At 49.5% G+C, this 17,737-nt stretch carries 11 protein-coding genes; 9 read left to right on the top strand and 2 right to left on the bottom strand.

Going from position 1 to position 17,737, the window contains the following annotated elements:
* Positions 1 to 1,784, bottom strand: a 1,784-nt coding sequence (locus H5P27_RS08610; RefSeq protein WP_221774651.1) for a glycoside hydrolase family 3 protein, incomplete at its 3' end; no start/stop codon positions are given.
* Between the two features lie 484 nt (positions 1,785 to 2,268).
* On the opposite strand from H5P27_RS08610, the gene H5P27_RS08605 reads away from it, so the two are divergent.
* The 8 genes from H5P27_RS08605 (at position 2,269) to H5P27_RS08570 (ending at position 13,236) form a co-directional block, all read left to right on the top strand.
* Entirely contained in the window at positions 2,269 to 3,423 is a 1,155-nt protein-coding gene (locus tag H5P27_RS08605; RefSeq protein ID WP_185659985.1) for a substrate-binding domain-containing protein, read from the top strand.
* Positions 3,424 to 3,473: 50 nt separating this feature from the next.
* The gene (locus tag H5P27_RS08600) at positions 3,474 to 4,724 is read left to right on the top strand and encodes an MFS transporter (RefSeq protein ID WP_185659984.1); all 1,251 of its coding nucleotides are present in this window, start codon (positions 3,474 to 3,476) and stop codon (positions 4,722 to 4,724) included.
* Positions 4,725 to 4,765: 41 nt separating this feature from the next.
* A complete protein-coding gene (locus tag H5P27_RS08595) occupies positions 4,766 to 6,175 on the top strand; it encodes a family 43 glycosylhydrolase (protein WP_185659983.1) in 1,410 nt (469 codons plus the stop codon).
* A 28-nt stretch (positions 6,176 to 6,203) separates the two neighbouring features.
* Complete coding sequence (locus H5P27_RS08590; protein WP_221774650.1) at positions 6,204 to 6,635, top strand: hypothetical protein; 432 nt, start codon at positions 6,204 to 6,206, stop codon at positions 6,633 to 6,635.
* 69 nt (positions 6,636 to 6,704) lie between these two features.
* Positions 6,705 to 8,273 carry a SpoIIE family protein phosphatase gene (locus H5P27_RS08585; protein ID WP_185659982.1) on the top strand — a complete coding sequence of 523 codons (1,569 nt, stop codon included), beginning with the start codon at positions 6,705 to 6,707 and terminating at the stop codon, positions 8,271 to 8,273.
* A gap of 450 nt (positions 8,274 to 8,723) precedes the next feature.
* Positions 8,724 to 10,484 carry a YcaO-like family protein gene (locus tag H5P27_RS08580; RefSeq protein WP_185659981.1) on the top strand — a complete coding sequence of 587 codons (1,761 nt, stop codon included), beginning with the start codon at positions 8,724 to 8,726 and terminating at the stop codon, positions 10,482 to 10,484.
* Complete coding sequence (locus H5P27_RS08575; protein WP_185659980.1) at positions 10,481 to 11,704, top strand: MFS transporter; 1,224 nt, start codon at positions 10,481 to 10,483, stop codon at positions 11,702 to 11,704. Before H5P27_RS08580 ends, H5P27_RS08575 begins: the two co-directional genes overlap by 4 nt.
* Entirely contained in the window at positions 11,695 to 13,236 is a 1,542-nt protein-coding gene (locus tag H5P27_RS08570) for an ATP-binding cassette domain-containing protein (protein ID WP_339382573.1), read from the top strand. Before H5P27_RS08575 ends, H5P27_RS08570 begins: the two co-directional genes overlap by 10 nt.
* A 155-nt stretch (positions 13,237 to 13,391) precedes the next feature.
* Here the strand turns inward: H5P27_RS08570 and H5P27_RS08565 are convergent, their stop codons facing one another.
* Positions 13,392 to 15,236: a beta-L-arabinofuranosidase domain-containing protein gene (locus H5P27_RS08565; RefSeq protein WP_185659978.1), complete on the bottom strand. Its 1,845-nt coding sequence runs from the start codon at positions 15,234 to 15,236 to the stop codon at positions 13,392 to 13,394.
* Between the two features lie 112 nt (positions 15,237 to 15,348).
* Here H5P27_RS08565 and H5P27_RS08560 point away from each other — a divergent pair, with 112 nt between their 5' ends.
* Positions 15,349 to 16,182 (top strand): helix-turn-helix transcriptional regulator, encoded by an 834-nt coding sequence (locus H5P27_RS08560; protein WP_185659977.1) that lies wholly within the window; start codon positions 15,349 to 15,351, stop codon positions 16,180 to 16,182.
* The last annotated feature ends 1,555 nt before the right edge of the window (positions 16,183 to 17,737 follow it).

The following is a 17,737-nucleotide window of genomic DNA, read 5'->3' as shown; positions in this document are numbered from 1 at the left end:
TCTTCCCCTGGGAACCACATTTCAACGATAGATGGGAAGTTACGGATAGCGTATTGAGCGCTGAGAGGACGACCATTGGAAAAAACGAGAACGATCGGCTTGCCTGCTGCCTTCAGGGCCTGCAAGAGCTCGTTCTGGTAACCCGGCAAATCAAGGCTGATGCGGCTTTGCGACTCGCGGCATTGAGCATCCGTTTCCCCAACGCAAGCGATGATCACGTCCACATCCTTTGCAGCTGCCACGGCAGCGTCGATGCCGGCTTGTACCTCAGCGGAGGCAGCCTCTTTATAGATATCGCTCAGGGGCCAATTCTCATCCGCCGCTTCTACGCCTTTGACATATACGATCTCCACTTTGCCATCCAACGCGGAGCGAATGCCCTCCAATGGAGTGACGTAGTCGAGACGCTGAGCGCCGTAGCGGCTCCACCACGCCCGCTGATCGTCCGCCATCGGACCAGTAACGAGAATCTTCTGATAGTCACCTTCCAGCGGCAGCAGCTCGCCCTCGTTCTTCAAAAGAATAATCGATTCACGGGAAGCCTGATGGGAAATCGCTAGATTCTCCTCAGAACGCACCACCAAGTCGGTATCGATCGACTTGGTTTCATATGGATCGTCAAACAATCCCAATCGGAACTTCACCCGAAGAATATCGGACACTCGCGAATCGATCGTATCCATAGAGAGGCGACCTTCTTCCACCAGCTCAGCCAATGGCTCCGCATACTCTTCCGGTTGCGTGAAGTGAGTGCGGATGTTCAATCCAGCTTCGACCGAAAGACGTATCGCTTCCTTCGGAGTGGCCGCCACTCTGTGCTTTTCATAGAGGAACTCTACCGCTCCGCTGTCCGAGACCACATAGCCCTCGAAGCCCCATTCATCTCTTAAAATATCCTGTAGGAAGAGCTTGCTCGCTTGGACCGGAATTCCGTCGTAGTCGTTGTACGAGGACATCACTCCCAAGGCGCCACCCTGCGTAATAGCCTTTTTAAAAGGGGCAAGATATGTATTTTGCACCTCGCTCCAAGTTACATGCGGGTCAGTGCGAGCATGTCCATCGCGCCCCCCTTTGGGAACTCCGTAAACCGCAAAATGCTTCAAAGTGGAGGCGACACCCTGCTCTTGAATTCCAAGAACCTGTTGCAAGCCCAGTTCTCCAACAAGAAACGGATCTTCGCCGTAGCTTTCGATCACACGTCCCCAACGCGGATCGCGAGCCACGTCCAAGACAGGTGAATACACATTTGTATAGCCAAGCGCCTTCGCTTCGCGGCCCGTAACGCGACCGACATTACGTACCAATTCAGGATTCCAAGTACTCGCCACACCAAGCTCTGCAGGGAAGCTAGTTGCTTTGGAGTGCATCAGGCCGCGAATACCTTCGTTCGTGAAATCAACCGGAATGCCCAAACGAGTCTTTTCGATAAACCATTGCTGAATCTCACGCAGCGCAGACGCGTGGTTTGACCAAGGAAGATCGTTTTCTGGGTCAGGCAAATTCTGGGTCCAACCTTCGTTGCCGTTTATCTGCTCATCTATATTTCCAATCCCCGCAATCCACATGCGATCCTCCCATTTTTCGGTAGGAAGCTCGTCCTTCAGGATACGAGAAAAACCGTACAGAGTAGTCATCTGGGCGACCTTCTCCTCCAAACTCATCCGAGACAGGAGATCTGAAATACGCATCTCTTCAGATTGGGAAGGATCCTCATACGTATCCATTTTCCCATTCTTATTAAAGTCGATGTATCCGACCGACTCGCCGACACTGTTTTCTTTCATGGTCTGACCGGTTAAAGCGCCAGGTAGCGATCCGGTTAAAAGAATCCCGAAAGAGAGGATCCCGACGGACCGCGCTTTGCGTAAATAAAAACTATCAATCATTAATGTAATTCTCCGAACTTGAACTTTGTTGCGGCGTCACCTAAGCGACTTTGGGGTTGGGATGGTTTCCGCAGGCTTCTAGCCTCCATCGGAAACACGTTTTCAAACGTAGCCCATTTCTCAGGGATGACACGTCGCCTTCATCAAATGACAGTCAAATATACCCCATCGAACCATTGTTGAGACGAGAGTACTTGAACAACGCAGCGACAAGAGCCCTCGAGGCTCTCTTGAGACAAGTCATAAAAAAGGGTTTTGAGGGGTTAATAGTAAGGTTGAGACTACAACCAACACTATGGGACAAGAAGCTACAACACGTTTCAAGTGTCATTTAACGCATTTAAGTTGACGTTTTGCGTAGCTATTCCCCAAGAGAGATTTCATGGATCAAGCAAACTTCTGGATCAAAGTGAGTAGTCCCCGCCGGCGAGTTCTATTGGCTCTCTATTGGTGGGAAGATCGGGTCTTCGAAGGAGTCGCTAAATTTGCCGCCGAACAAAGCTGGATCCTCGACTGCAAAATGAGATGGACCCACGCCATACCATCACTCTCTGAGTGGAGGGGTGACGGCATCATAGCTAATCCTGGATTTTCTAGTCCCATCAAACCCCTGATCGAGCTCATCGAATCTTCCCAAACCCCTACAGTTGGCCTCCAGACCTTCGGCGACTATCCCTTTTCATCCAAAGTTCTCCAGGATCACAATCTGATCGGAAGCCTCGGGGCCAAACACCTGGCGAGTCTTAACTTCAAACAGGTCGCCTTCGTCTCCTTCGCAGACAATCCCGTCGAACAAGCCCGCTGCAACGCCTTCTGCCGGCAAGCGGAAGAGAGCGGAATGAAATGTACCCAATTGACTTTCGAAGAATTCGCTAAGGACCCCAAAGCACTTCCAAGGCCGATCGGATTGATGGCCATGAACGACTTGAATGCCATATCTCTGATGACTAGCTGCCTGGACGCCGGGTTGCGGGTGCCGGAGGAAGTCGCCATCGTGGGAGCCGATGATACTCGCATCATGTGCGATGCGGCCGAAGTGCCTCTCACAAGCGTAAACTGCAACTTTGAAGAGATCGGTTACAGAGCGGCCGAATCCCTACATCTGCTTATGAATGGAGAGAGGACGCCAGAGCGGGAGAAAACTATCGAGCCCGTAGGAATTACCATTCGCAAGTCCACCGACACCGTGGCAGTCCCAGACCCCGAGGCGGCGATCGCCCTCAGGATGATCCGCGACCACTTTCGTGAGCCAATAGGAGTATCCGATATCGCCGATCAAATCGATGTACCCATTCGCCGCCTTCAATCATCATTCCAAAAGCACCTAGGGTTCACAATGAACCAGGAGCTTACACGAGTTCGGGTAGAGAACGCAAAGAAACTGCTTACCGACAAGAAACTAAAACTCGAAGCGGTTGCCTTGGATAGCGGATTCTCCAGTCGCTTCCATTTGATTCGGGCCTTCCAAAGAAGCACTGGTACCACCCCTGCCGCCTACCGAAGAAGCATCGCAAAAGAGCCTGACAAGACGAGTTAAATCACTCTTGGGAAAACCTATCTCCACGTTATCGATACCACCCCAAAACGATGCCGATGCATACCTCCAATCCTGCTTCCGCTAAATGGCTAGCCATCGTTCTGGTATCGGCATTGTACTCGCTCGCGTTTTCGCAAATCGGAGTCCTCACCACCCTATTTCCTCTCCTCAAAGAGGACTTCGAGTTAAGCAATCAACAGCTGGGAACATTCTCATCCATCTACCTTTTGGCTCGCGCCACCTTTGGTACCATTTGGGGATTCAGCGCTGACAAATTTGGACAAAAGAGAATCTTGTTAGTCACCTTTCTGGCCAGTAGCTCGGCCATGGTTACGGCTGGCTTATCCCAAAACTACTCTCAGCTTATTACGCTGTATGCGGTAAGCGTTCTTTTTGCTGTAGCGGCTGAGCCACTCACCTTCACCCTTTCCTCTACACTATTTGACCCGAAGGACCGCGGAAAAGCATTCGGAGCAGTCAGAGCCCTACGAGGGCTTGCCGGCGGAGTGCTTGTGGCTGCGATCGGATGGTTCGGTGGCCTATCAGATGGATGGCGTTTCGCTTTGTTGAGTTTCGGTGCTCTGGAAGCGATCCTGGCGATTAGCCTAGCCATTAGACTAGGCTCCATCGAGCAGCATATAAAACTCGAATCAGCTCCCTTCAAGTGGGGTGAGTTTGGGCGGCTCGCTGTAACTCCACATTTCATTCTCTTCACGCTTATCCACATTTTCGCTACAGGGATGCTAATCCCAGTTTTCCTGCCCACCTTCCTCGTCGAGGAACGGGGACACTCCATACAGTCGGCGGCTGTACTAATCGGAGTGATGAAGATTTTCATGATTGCAGGTTCCCTCGCAGGCGGATTCTTGGGAGACAGAATGGAAGAACGTTGGCCAATGGCCGGACGTTTGTATTTAATGATCGCCTACTCGATCGCATTTTCCCTTTTCACTGCGATGCAATTTTTTCCGATCTGGAGTAACATCTATGCGGACTGGGCAGTCGCTATCGCCAGCAGCGCAATATTCCCCGTGGGCTTCGCCGGGTGCATTCTCCCAATGCTAGCCAACGTAATCGCTCCTCAACTACGCAGCGCAAGTTTCGCCATCATGTCATCCCTCTGCCAAGGCCTAAGCTTGGCGGGTTTCTCTACTCTCATAGGCACACTCTCGGACCACTACGACCTCGGAACAATGCTATTCGGATCGATCACAATCCCCTACCTATTGAATATACTAATCTGCCTCGCTCTGCTAAGATTCTATGTGGCAGAAATGAGAGATCCTTCCCATAACTACTAATTAGCCAAACGCTTCCTCATCCCTTATTCCACCAAATCCCAATGATAAAGCTACCTTCATTTATCTTCTTCTTTCTTTGCTTAAGCATCGCCCAAGCAGAGCTCATAAAAAATTCGCTCGCCGCGATTCACTCTGGAATAGCCTGGTACGATGATCAAGGTGACATGGTCAGCGCTCACGGAGCAGGCATCATAAAAGATGGCGATCGATTCTACCTTTTCGGAGAATTTAAAAACGACGGTGGAAATGAGTTCAGCGGATTTAGCTGCTACTCCTCAACCGACCTGGTCAATTGGACCTTCGAAAACATAGCGCTTCCCGTTCAAAAAGAGGGAAGACTCGGACCTAATACCGTTGGGGAAAGGCCAAAGGTTATGAAATGCCCCAGCACAGGGGAGTATGTGATGTACATGCATACAGATGACATTCGCTACAAGGATCCAGCAGTCGGCTACGCGACGAGCGATCGCATCGATGGCGAGTTTACGTTTCAGGGCATTCTAGAATTCGATGGTAACCGTATCCGTAAATGGGATATGGGTATCTTTCAGGACGACGACGGGATCGGCTACTTAATTACCCACTCCGGAAACCTTTATCGACTTAGCGACGACTACAAAAGCGTCGACGTACAGATCGTAGAAAATATGACCCAGGCCTGCGAATCCCCGGTTATTTTCAAGCGTGACGGACTCTACTATTGGATCGGTTCCGGACTTACTGCTTGGGAACGCAACGACAACTACTACTTCACCGCTACCGACCTGAGGGGTCCTTGGAAAGAGCAAGGCCACTTCGCTCCAGAAGGCTCACTGACTTGGAACTCCCAATGCACCTACGTGCTTCCCATCGTAGGCTCGAAAACGACAACCTACATGTACATGGGGGATCGATGGGCTCATCCACGCCAAAACTCTGCAGCCACCTACGTTTGGCAACCTCTCGTTTTCGATAATGGAAAAATCACTCTGCCCGAGTACCAGCAAAGCTGGCAGGTTAACACCTCGACTGGCGAGTGGACGACTTACCCATTGAAAGGAAAAGCGATCGACCCCCAGAATAAAAAGTGGACAAAACTATCAGGTAGTTGGGAAAAACACACAGACGCAGAAGGATTTTCCGATCTTCGTTCCAATCAGAAAGGAGATACGCTCTCCCTTGAATTCTCCGGTACTCAGGTTGGATTTTATAGCGTAGCTAGATCGGATGGCGGTTTCGGCAAAGTCGAGATAATGGATCGTGACGGAAACATCGTGTTAACGACGATTGTGGAAACCTACTGTCGCTACACTGAGGAGTCGCTTAAATTCCTCAGCCCTAAGCTCGAAGATGGCGACTATACCCTGACATTGACCGTTCTCGGTGAGCGATTTTTCTGGCAGGCGAAAACCACTACTTGGGGAAGCAGTGACGATTACGTTTCTGTATCCAAATTCCTGATCTCTCACTAGAGCCAATATACTAGCCAAGGCAGTCCAGATGAAACCTTCAACACAAATGCCCAAGCGCGAGAACCGAATGCTCTTCTGGTTGCTAGTCGCAAACGTGATAGCAACCGTTCTCCATTACGTGGATAACATCTACTATTTTCACCAATATCCAGAGCCCGATTGGCTCAATCCGCATATAGTCGACGCATTCTGGTTCGCGATGACTCCCTTCGCTGCGTTAGGTTACGTACTTTTCAAAAAAGACCGATTTCATCTCGGATGCATTTCCCTCTACATTTATTCATCTGCGAGCCTTCTGGTGCTAGGCCATTACAACTACGGAGATATTTGCTCTATCTCTTTTCGCATTAACTTTTTCATACTGTTTGAGGCCACTCTAGCCTCAATTCTTATGCTCTATGTCGCTTTCTTACAGTCTAGCCTATTTAGAAAACTGCCTAATCAACTTTCGCCTAACTGAATAATCGCGGCACCTGTCGAGGTTTCTTAGCCAGAAACACCACCTAAATCCGCAACCTAATTCCCAACCATGAGAGCGGTAGCGATTGAATGCTCAAACGAAGAACTCCGTTGGCTTTCGGAAATAGATCCCCAGATCTCTGAGAGCACTTCATTCCCCTCTCCTCCCTTAAGCGGCACTCCGAAGATGATTGAGCTGATCATCGTCGGCTGCGCCCATTCAAATCCCGTTCAACTTGGCCACACGTTCTCGGAATGGACTTCCGCTCCAGTAACCATCTTTCTGCTTTCAACAGATGAATACCAAGAAAAGAGCCTGCAGTTAAGCCACTCTCCCGGCATCGGAAAGAACGTTCTCTTTTGCGAATCGAGGAAGGGCGCTTTTTCTGAAACAATTGAGCAAGCGAAACAAGCTCTCTCTGCTAGAGCAAAACTTACAAAAATTCCGTCTGATGCGCCGCTCCCGATTGGACCAAACGTGTCCGCCCGCAGCCTTCTTTTCAGACTCCTGTCCGAACTTCCTGAATACATCTATTTCAAGGATCGCGAAGGGCGATTCTTAGCGGTTAGCAAATACCTCGCTGACTCCACCGGTTTGTCCTCGCCAGAGGAAGCGATTGGAAAAACGGATTACGATCTCTTCGATCCTGAGCATGCCCATGACGCCGACTCGGACGAACGTAGTCTAGCTGAGGGGCTGTTAACCTACCTCGAAAAGGAGGAGTACGTAACTTGGAACGACAACAGGATTTGGGTTTACTCCTATAAACGTCCTCTCCTCTCACCGTCTGGTTTCGTGCTCGGGACCTACGGCATCTCTCGCGACATTACTCAAACGAAGCGGCTCCAGGAAGACGAGAAAGCACGTCACAAGCAGCTTTCCGACGAGATGGAGCTCGCTAGAAGCCTTCAAAAAAGCCTGCTGCAACAAGCCTTCCCCATTTTCTCGAATCCGGACGGATCGCGAAAAGTTCGCTTCGCGGTTAAGCATGTAGCTTCCACTAAACTAAGCGGCGACTTCTATTCGATCACCCTCACGCCAAACGGGCAGGCCGTAATTTTCCTAGCTGATGTGATGGGGCACGGGGCCAGTGCCGCGATGATAACCGCGATGCTCTATGCTGCGGTCAAGGAGCTGGAGGGAACTTGCGAATCTCCCGAAGATTTCATGCTGGAGATCAACAACCGACTTCACGCTTGGCTCGAAGGAACAGAGCAGATTGTCTTTGCAACAGGCATTTGCTGCGTTCTCGATTTCGAAAACAAAGTCGCAAAAGTCTGCCAAAACGGAAGCAACCATTTCTTCCGAATTAGGGAGGGCTATGTAGTCTCGGAGCAAGAGAATCCCTTCCCTATCAACCCAGCGCTCGGCCTCACACCCCAAACGCAGTTCGAGACCTTCAGCTTTCCGTTGGAAGAAGAGGAAACCATCGCCTTCTTCACCGATGGAATCCTCGAAGCCCGCAATCAAAACGAAGAACCCTTTGGGCAGAAGCGTCTTTCGGAGTTTCTCATCGAAGATGCATCAACAAATCTGTACGAAAAATTGGATTCGTTGCACAAATCCTTGCAGAACTTTACTCGTCGCAGCCAAGAAGAAGACGACCTTTGCGTATTGATCGCAAAGATCGGAGCATAGGAATTGTCGCTCGGAAAAAGGTGAAACGGTAAGACACGCCCACATTTTATTCCGAAGGATTGGGTACTTGCACAATTAATTTCAAATATCTCGGTAAATTCGAATCCAGATTCGGGTTTGCTAAGATCTCCCATACCTCTCCTGAGAGCCGACCATTCAAAAATATTTAGAAGGAGCAGGCGTGTCTAATTAAGCGTATTGGACTGCCTTATTTCGTTAAAATCTTAGTGTTTTTTACTTTTTGAATTTAGGTATTTTTGCTTTTACAAGGTTGCCACAAGGCAAAATCTAACTCGTAAAAACAAAATATGAAAGCACTAGAAAAACTAGAAGACGAATTCAAATTGTTCACTCGCAATCCGAGAATGAACCTAGCTCACAAGCAGATCCTAGGCGGTCTATAAAGAAACTTTCGACTATCCTCACGGATAGTCGAAAACACCATTTTCCATGAAAGACAGGCTACCTTCACAAACAATTTCATTGATCCGCGACTCACTGAGAGATCTAGAGATTCTCACTGCCGAGACTTCGTTCATTGAAGCGACGTCAGGCATCTACTCCGTGACCGTCGAAGATATTAATAACGGAGTAAGTACGAACGGTAAAGGCACGACCAAAGAACTGGCTTTAGCCAGTGCATACGCCGAGTTCATGGAACGACTCCAAAATGACGCCCTCTACAATAACCCTGTCTTCAAATCACTCAGCTCGAAACCCCATTTCTTCGCAGATGAGGAATACACTGACGTCCAAACGCTCAACCCTACTGAACGAAAACTAATTTCCGAGATAATCGGAGGAGCTTCAGAAAAGGTAATTCAAGCGCGCGACAAGATATCCACCGTACCAGCTTTCCACTACAACTCCGGTCGGATCATACGCTTCCCCAATCGCTTGCACTCCGTTTTTATGGGTTCAAACGGTATGTGCGCCGGCAATACGCCCGAGGAAGCCATCACTCAAGGTCTGTTCGAGATCTTCGAAAGAAACTCCATACGAGCAGTCTATGAAAAAGAAGCAACATTCCCCATTTTCAAAGATTCTCTACTGGAGTCCCTTGGCGTGCTAGGGATGATTTCGAAGCTAAGGAAGCATGGAATCGCAATCAAGGTACTCGACGCTTCTCTGAACGGCGAATTCCCCGTAATCTCTGTCGTCGCAGTAGACCTCGAAAACAGTCACTACAAAGTAGGCTTCGGGTCAGACACGCATATCAAGACCGCAATAGAGCGAACCATAACGGAAATATTCCAAGGGTTAAACATAGAGTCTTTCAAGGAAAGTCTGCAAGACACCTACCTGACGAAACATCACAATGAAAGGTTGGAATTAACCAAAAGCTATTGCACCGGAACTGGGAGATACAGAAGCGAATACATAAACGAGACCCGCACTACCTCTACAATTCCGGACTGCTTCAAAATTCATGATGAACCCAACGAGGCGAAGCTCAAGCTATTGTTGACCCATCTAAAAGGAAGAGGTCTGGATATCTACATTAGAAACAACACCGTATTCGGTTTTCCGGCCTTCAACATTCATGTATCCAAACTGTCAAATCCATACTCTGCCACAGAGGAGCATATCGCCGACATACTAGCTTATCCAGAGGCTGCCGAAATCCTTAGGCGAGGGAAAAATGCATCATCAGATCAACAATCACTAGCTACGGAAATTTTCAGTCGAATAATAAAGTCTCCAGAATTCAAATACTCCTTCAGCACAGACAACTCGACGAAGATTCTTTTTCCTCATCTCTCTAGAGTTCGAAGAGGCTCGTCTGATTTCGACGCGTACTTTTCGATAGCACGTCTCGCTCACTCAACAGGCAACTACATGCTCGCGTTCCAAAGCCTTCAGGAATACGAGAAAATGGTAAATGTAGTCAACAGTTCGATACTGTCTCTGTACAAACAGTTCTTCCTGTTAATGCATCACCTCGAAGACAGCACCAAAGTCGAATCAATTCTCGTCGACCTATTCGGACCTTCAGCGCGGGAAGAGATACAACCTCTATTCGACAACGACAACGCCCTCGAGAATACAAACTACCCCGATTGCCCGCACTGCCAAACTTGCAGCTACAAGGAACATTGCAATTTCGAAACTTGGAAAGCCACCCACGATAGGCTGACGAGAAAAATGATACAACCTGACCAGAACCTTCGAAAGGTTCTATACAGCGCGTCCCAACCAAGGTCCGCATGAGTATATTCAAACGAAACCCCGAATTCCTAAAACTTTGGTTCGGAACTTCAACATCCACCTTCGGCGATGCTCTTTTCACCATCTGGTCAGTATCCATTGTATACTCCTCGAGTAAGTCACCGCTTCTTGTGTCGCTGGTATTCCTGTCGGGAATGCTCCCCGATATCCTCTTCCAGCCGATAGCCGGAGCAATCGTCGACAGATACAATCCGAAGAAAATCCTCTCAATATCGGCAACCGCGCAAACGATCCCCTTGATCGGTGTAGCGTTGCTCGCCTACACCGATTCCAAATATCTCACGGCTTCTATAATCATTTTCAATGTAATAGAATCGATCTTCAATACTGCTTACCATAACTCTGTCTACGTCCTAACGCCCGCGACAACTCAGAATGAAGATATTGTTTCAGCGAATTCCGCGATCCGGTCAGCCAGCGAAATATCCAACATTCTAGGTTTTGCACTAGGCGGCTTTCTACTGGCCCATCTCGGATCCATCACGGCGATCGGAATAAACGTGGCATCTTTCGCGATCGTCGCACTAGTGGGGTACTTCCTGAAGATTCCAAAGAAACTGGAAAATCGCGAAAACGAGAACTCCTTCCAGTTGAACGATTTACTGTTGGGATTTAAGTACACTATCAAAATTAAGCGGCTAAGATTCTTTATCATTTGGGCAGCAGTCGGCAATCTAGCGCTAGCCCCAGTAATGATACTCCTGCCGTCAGTGGTGGACAGGCTTCACCCGGGAAATGAAGCCCTTCTTGGATTGCACTATGTCTCCATGAGCATCGGGGGGCTACTTGGTTCTCTAACACTACCGCTCCTCAAGTTGCCAGCCGACAAAAAGTTCTTCGTGGTATCCACAAGTTTTCTCGCCCTCTTCACCGCAGTGATCGCATTTACGAGCCACACGTCACTCAGCCTGGTTTGCGTCTGCATGATATCGATGACAATGGTAGTATCCTCAATTCAAGTCGTATCCGAATTTCAGAAAACCGTCGATATCGACATCCTCGGCAAGTCCATTTCAAGCTTCGAATTCTTCGGATCCCTCGGGCTTCCCTTTGCGATCATTGCGAGCGGCTTCTTTTCTACAGTCTTCAGCATCGAGTCCATTCTCCTCTGGGCGGCCGTCCTTCTGCTTGCGGTAGCAACCTACGCCATGGTTTCAGACTCACTTAAAACAAACTCAACCGGTCTGGAGCCATCGGAGTAGAACTGTCCAACATTAGAAAGTCGTACAACGACAAGCGCGTTCTCGTCGATGTATCCCTCAGCGTGGAGGACGATGAGAACACGTTCATAATCGGCCCGAACGGATCTGGAAAATCCACACTCCTGAGAATTCTCGCAGACGTCGATCGAACATTCCGGGGACACAGAGCCGGACCTAGCAGAGGAGATATAGCATACGTTCCTCAGGAGATCACCTACCAATCGAGCGATAGGACTGTTCTGCAACATCTGCACGACCAAGCCATCCACTCCGAAACGATAGCTCTAGCGATCAAAGCGATGCATGGAATGGGTCTTTCCCGAAAATTCGACCTCGAGAGAAGACTCTGCGAACTCTCCGGAGGGGAGAAGCGAAAGTTAGAACTCTCTATCGCGTTCAGCTCGCAAGCGGAACTGGCATGCCTCGACGAACCAACCAACGACCTGGATGCCGCTGGCATCCACTGGCTACAGTCCGCTATACAGAACTCCTCAATCCCGATCGTATCGATAACTCACAACAGCGAGTTGCTCGAGGATAGCCTCAACCGCTATATACGCATAGAAGACGAAGGCTCATCCATCGTCAGTTTCAGAGGTCTATTCCAGGATTACCTCGAAATGAAGTCGAGACAACTCTCGTCGAGCTGTCATCAATACCTTCAGGCAAAGGAGGAGAAGAAACGCTTGGAACAAGCTATCAACAAGAAGCGAAACTGGGCCATAAAAGGCCAATACAAGAAACCTAAAGACAACGACAAAGGAAGAATCAAAGCTGCTCGAGAGCGTTCAATGAAATCTGCAAGGCAAGCAAAAGCGATGGAGACTAGGTACGATCGCCTGCCTGACCCCACCAAGCCTTTCGAAAAGCCTGTATTTAGATGGGACCTACAATCGAACAACAAGAGCCACAGGCCTGTTATATCCGTGATCAACGCAACCGTAGGATACTCCGGGCACTTCGAGCTTGGCCCCATTGATCTCAATATAACCGCAGGATCGAAGTGGCTTATAAAAGGTCACAATGGAATCGGCAAGACCACACTTCTCCGATCCTTTACAGAACCGGGCCTTGTTCTTGACGGGAAAATAGAGGTCAAACCCAACGTTCGCATAGAGTACCTTTCCCAAGAGATATGTAGCCTCAGACAAGAATTAAGCATTCTTCACTATCTAGTTGAAGAATCCCGATCTACCACACAACAGTGCATGCACGCTCTTTCTCTCGCTCAATTCCATAGATCGAGATGCAACGAGCTCGTGAGCGAGTTGAGTTCCGGAGAGCTAGTCAAACTCGTGCTTTGCTGCCTTTCACTTAAATCTCCACAAGTCATTGTGCTGGACGAACCCACGAATCACTTGGACTTCGAAGCCTGTCAGATAGTCATCGATGCACTAAGTGAATACGACGGAACCTTGGTCATAGTAACCCATGAGGCCAAATTTGAGGAAGCCCTTCCATTGATCAAGGTCGTGCATCTAGAGGAGATTTCCTCAAAGCGATTCGTTCATCCGAAGGCGGCAAGGCTCTGATATAGGCTCAAAGATTCAGCAGAGGAAGTTCAAATACTAGAGGAGACTATCATCCAAACACCATTCTCTTGCCGAGACAGTATTGACCTTCCTTCCCTCGAGCCAAACAGAAAGCCTCCGCAAAGTGGTACGTACTTGTTTTACGGATACTCTCCCTACTCTTCTCCATGAAAATAGGTCGTATACGCTTCGTCGGCGATTTCGTAGATTGGGACTAGCGAAACCGAACCTTCCTTGGTTTTGGCCAAATAATGTCCGGACTGCCAATCGCGCCCCGAAACGTACTGGTGCTCGTACTTGGAAACTATGGAATCCAAGGAAAGACTTGGCTCAGACTCGGTCAAAGCGGCCAAGACAACCGGTCCGTCGAGAAGCGCGAATCGGTTTTCGCCTCCCGGGAGTGGCTCGAGTACCAAACGCTTCGAAAAAGCTACGCGAACGGTGGATTCAGTCCACTTGCGCTCGATCTTCAAACTGCCATCGTCGGACAAACCGGCCTTGACCGGTACGCCGTCGATCGTGATTTCCGCTTTCCCAATCGCCCAACTGGGTTGACGGATTTTCAAAACCCAAGGATCCGTACTCTCACTTTCAACGGCGAGCTCGACAACAAAACGGGTGAGCTCATCGGTACGAACGAAATTCTGCCCGCGGTCGCTTGTGTCTACCATTTGGCGAATACGAATCTCATTTCCGCTTGCGCCAAAGGCAGCTTCGGAAGCCAGGAACTGCCCTACTGTCACTCCTTCGTCCGAAATGTAGTATACAAGATCCTCATACATCGATTGGGCCTGCACCAGCGTTCCATGACAGCACCAGAAGTCATGCGTCTCCGTTCCCCAAACCTTTTTGGAGCCGGGTTCGTTCGGCAAAAAGTAGGCGATCATCCCGGTGTGGGGATTCTGCTGAGCGAGGATTCCATTGTACAATGCCCGTTCGATGTAGTCCGCGTAGCGGGCTTCTCCAGTCCAGCGATACAGATAGTCGGCAACACGTATCATGTTATACACGGTGCAATGCTCCTGCGTGCGGCTTCCGAGAAAGCGTCCAAACTGCTGAGGAGGAATCCAAAATTCGCCTGCGTTGCTACCCGTCGTAGCGAACATTCCCCTATCCTCGACTCCCTGTTTCCAAAACGCCTCTACAACCTCTCGGTAGCGTTCGTCTCCAGTTACTTCATACAAGCGTGCCGCTCCTTGAATCCAAGGCACGCTCGCGTTGGCGTGGTCGTTCGTCAACGCGTCCTCGCCTTCCAAAAGGCGACGGAACAGGTCCGGCATCGCGTAGCGGGACGCTAGCTTCAAGTAGCGTTCATTTCCGGTCACGGCATACAGATCCGCCCAGAGCTCAAGCATGCCCGCGCACTCGCCGCCATAGACCGCTTTGCCATGACCTTCATCGATCATACGCCGCGTCCAGTCGTCGAACCAGATGGACGCCTTATCAAGGACCGCCAAAGCTTCCTCATCACCAGAAAACCGATACGCGTCAAACAATCCCATCAGAGTCTTATGTAGCGTGTACTGGGGTGACCAAATCGGCCTACCGTCAACCAAATAGGCGAAGTACTCTTCCGGAATGGAAGCGACCCATTGGCCACCATTCAACTCCTGACAATGCTCAAGCTGCTCAACGACCTCTCTGGCTCGAGCAGCCATCAAGGGATCATGGTCAACCGCTGCGTAGTGAGTAGCTGCCGAAAGCCAGTGACCCGCGAAATGCCCGCGCAACTGATAGTGCGGAGCCTCCCAGCCCTGGTGCAGTTTTTCGGAAGGGTCGTCTATCCGTATGCCGGCTTCAAGCATGTGATTTTGCAGCAAGTTTCGGGTACCCAATCGCAGAAGGTACGCCTTCGTCAGCTCGCGCCGCTCTTGGAAAAGGCCGGGCAACAAAGAGACCTCGCCCAGCGAGCTGCTCGTAAGTCTTGGCTTGGGCAGTTCCGAGCTGATTTCCAGCTTTTGCTCCCCCGGATCTTCAGAGACGCTATTGATCTGGATCACCTGGGAAGATGCCGAAACGGCGACTAGAATCGGGAGGGAGTAAAGAAGGGTTCGAATGGGTAAGTTTCTTCTGCGCATCGGTCTATTTAACCGTAAAAGGACAAGAATGACAATGTCTGCCCCCAACCAGTTTTTAAGCGAAACCCACATCATAGGTCCCGAGTGCCGGGAACGGGCACTGGACAACGAACGTTTCCCCATCCTCAAAAACGCCCCTTTCATCTGGGTAGGATACAGCGTGCTTAAGCCGCCCTACCGCATTGTCAGACTCAATTCAGTACACAGCCACATCATCGTTTCGGTCTCCGGAAAGGGGCGAACATTGATCGATGGGCAGTCTGTCGACTGGGAACCGAGGCAAGCCCTTCTGGGACCTGTCGGCAAGCACCATGGCTTCGAAATCGCCGGTTCGGAACCATGGACCATTGCGTGGATCTTCTTCGACGACCACCCATCATCCCCCGCCCTAAAAGGGCAAAAAGTAGAACTCGTCGACTCGCCGTCTAACGACTTCGAAACAACCGTTTCAATGCTTCTGCACGAAGCGTCTGGCCCCGCTCAGCCGAATGTCATGGCCGCGCTTGTAACCATACTCGACGCAAACGCTCGCAGACTCGCCGGTTCCGAGGAGGTCGACCAACGACTTTGGAAGCTCTGGGAAAAAGTCGAGAGCAACCTGGCATACCCTTGGACGACTTTGGAGATGTCCCGCTCCGCGAATATGAGCGAAGAGCATCTGAGGCGACTCTGCCAAAAGGATTACCAGCGCAGCCCCATGAGGCATCTAACCAAACTCCGAATGAGCCGTGCCAGCGTCATGCTGAAATCCTCCACGATGAGCATTGAGGAAATCGCAAGCAAAGTCGGCTACGCCTCCGTCTATTCCTTCTCCGCCGCCTTCAAACGCCAAACCGGCTACTCGCCCGGAAAAACTAGATCCCGCTAATAGTCGATTCGGAAACTATTTTGGAAGTCGTCAAGTAACCGATCCATCAGTGAACTCTTCAGAAGGACGCGTTGCTCATCTGACAATGTTAACACGCAACTCAAAAGAAAAACAAACGACAGCCATGCTTACTGAGAGAACATGGGAATCGTAAATTGAGTTCGATAGTTAGCTGCAATGTCCATCCGGTTAAGATCACTCTAAGAACCAAAGTACATGCTTCCAATCCATCAGGACTATCGTTCAGCTAAGCTTCCGAAACTTACAGACATAACCTAGTAAAGTTACCAAACATGCAAAGAGGTCGGAGGACGCTAGTATCATCTGGCGATTAAAAACTGCCACTGTTCGAAGCACCTATGCCTAAGGAATGCGGTAGGGTATTACCCTGTTTTCGCTGATTTCAAACAGAACAACGAGCAACCGCAGAGGCTTTGGGTACTTGCCAACTCTGGCACCGGAAAAATGCTAGGGAGCTAGAATAGGTGTTATGTGCCTAAACATTTAAGGGCTAACTTTTCCCAAAATGGATACCTTGTCTGGCTTTCCCTAAAGCTTAGCCGGAGGAAAAAGCTGCATGCCTAGGCAATCGGCGTTGACCGAAATCCTTCAACATGTGAAAAAATTTGCTCCGTATTCCTTTGCGCCGACAAAGTAAAACTATCTGTCGAGAGAGCACCTACAACCGCATTTGAGGCTAACCCTACTCTGTGATGCAGCCGGAATTCATCTCCAACGATACAGTAATCCCAATGGGTGAAAGCAAAGTTATCTTTGCTGAAAAAACAAAGCAAAACCTATCTTAGACCGAACAGGAAACTTCTCGGTTGGAGCTAGAACTAAGCTGAAACTAATTTAGGAATTGTTGGTTGAATCACTCGAAATGCCCAACTTGCCGAGCTGAAAAAGTCCGAAATCGGATGGAGAAGATATGCTCCAGTCTGCGATTTTTCAAAGCCATGAATCAGCAAAATCTGCCTGAAAATCATGAGCTAAAAAGAAGATTTAAGCTGTTTGACCTAGATTGATGAAGAAGAAAATCGGATAGAGAATCCTCGCTAAACCAATCCAGAACACCGGAGCAGCTTTAACCGGCAGGGCGGTAAGCACTCAAGTTTTTAGAAGAATTCATCCGAGAACGAATTCAAAAACCAAAGAAATTTAAGAAGCTAGTCCTGGATGTAGAGGAGCAAAATCCGAGCGATGATCGCCCCAGTTTTAGTGTTGGAAATTAAACGTCGATCGCATCTCCGTGGAAGGAACTCAGGCAGCCTGCAAAAACATCAAGCTCTACAGATCGAGGATATCGCAGGCAAAACTCACAACTCTACACGTGGTCAAAATTCATGGACTGTTGCCCCTAGGCTTCATTGATTGTCAGTCTCGTTACCAAAAAAGTTTGGGGTGAAAAAACACAAGATTTGGCCAGCCAAAACCATTTTTGTTGTGTGCTTTCGCCCAGTTCCACAGGGCCGCCCAAACCCATCTCCACTTTTTGCAGAGTACGCTTAATCGCGATACCGGCTACCTACCGAAGACTAAATTTGGCAAGGGG

This window comes from Pelagicoccus albus (assembly GCF_014230145.1).
In the GTDB taxonomy this organism is placed as follows: Bacteria; Verrucomicrobiota; Verrucomicrobiia; order Opitutales; family Opitutaceae; genus Pelagicoccus; species Pelagicoccus albus.
The sequence above is the reverse complement of the archived record's forward strand: the minus strand, read 5'-3'. Positions and strand labels throughout refer to the sequence as shown.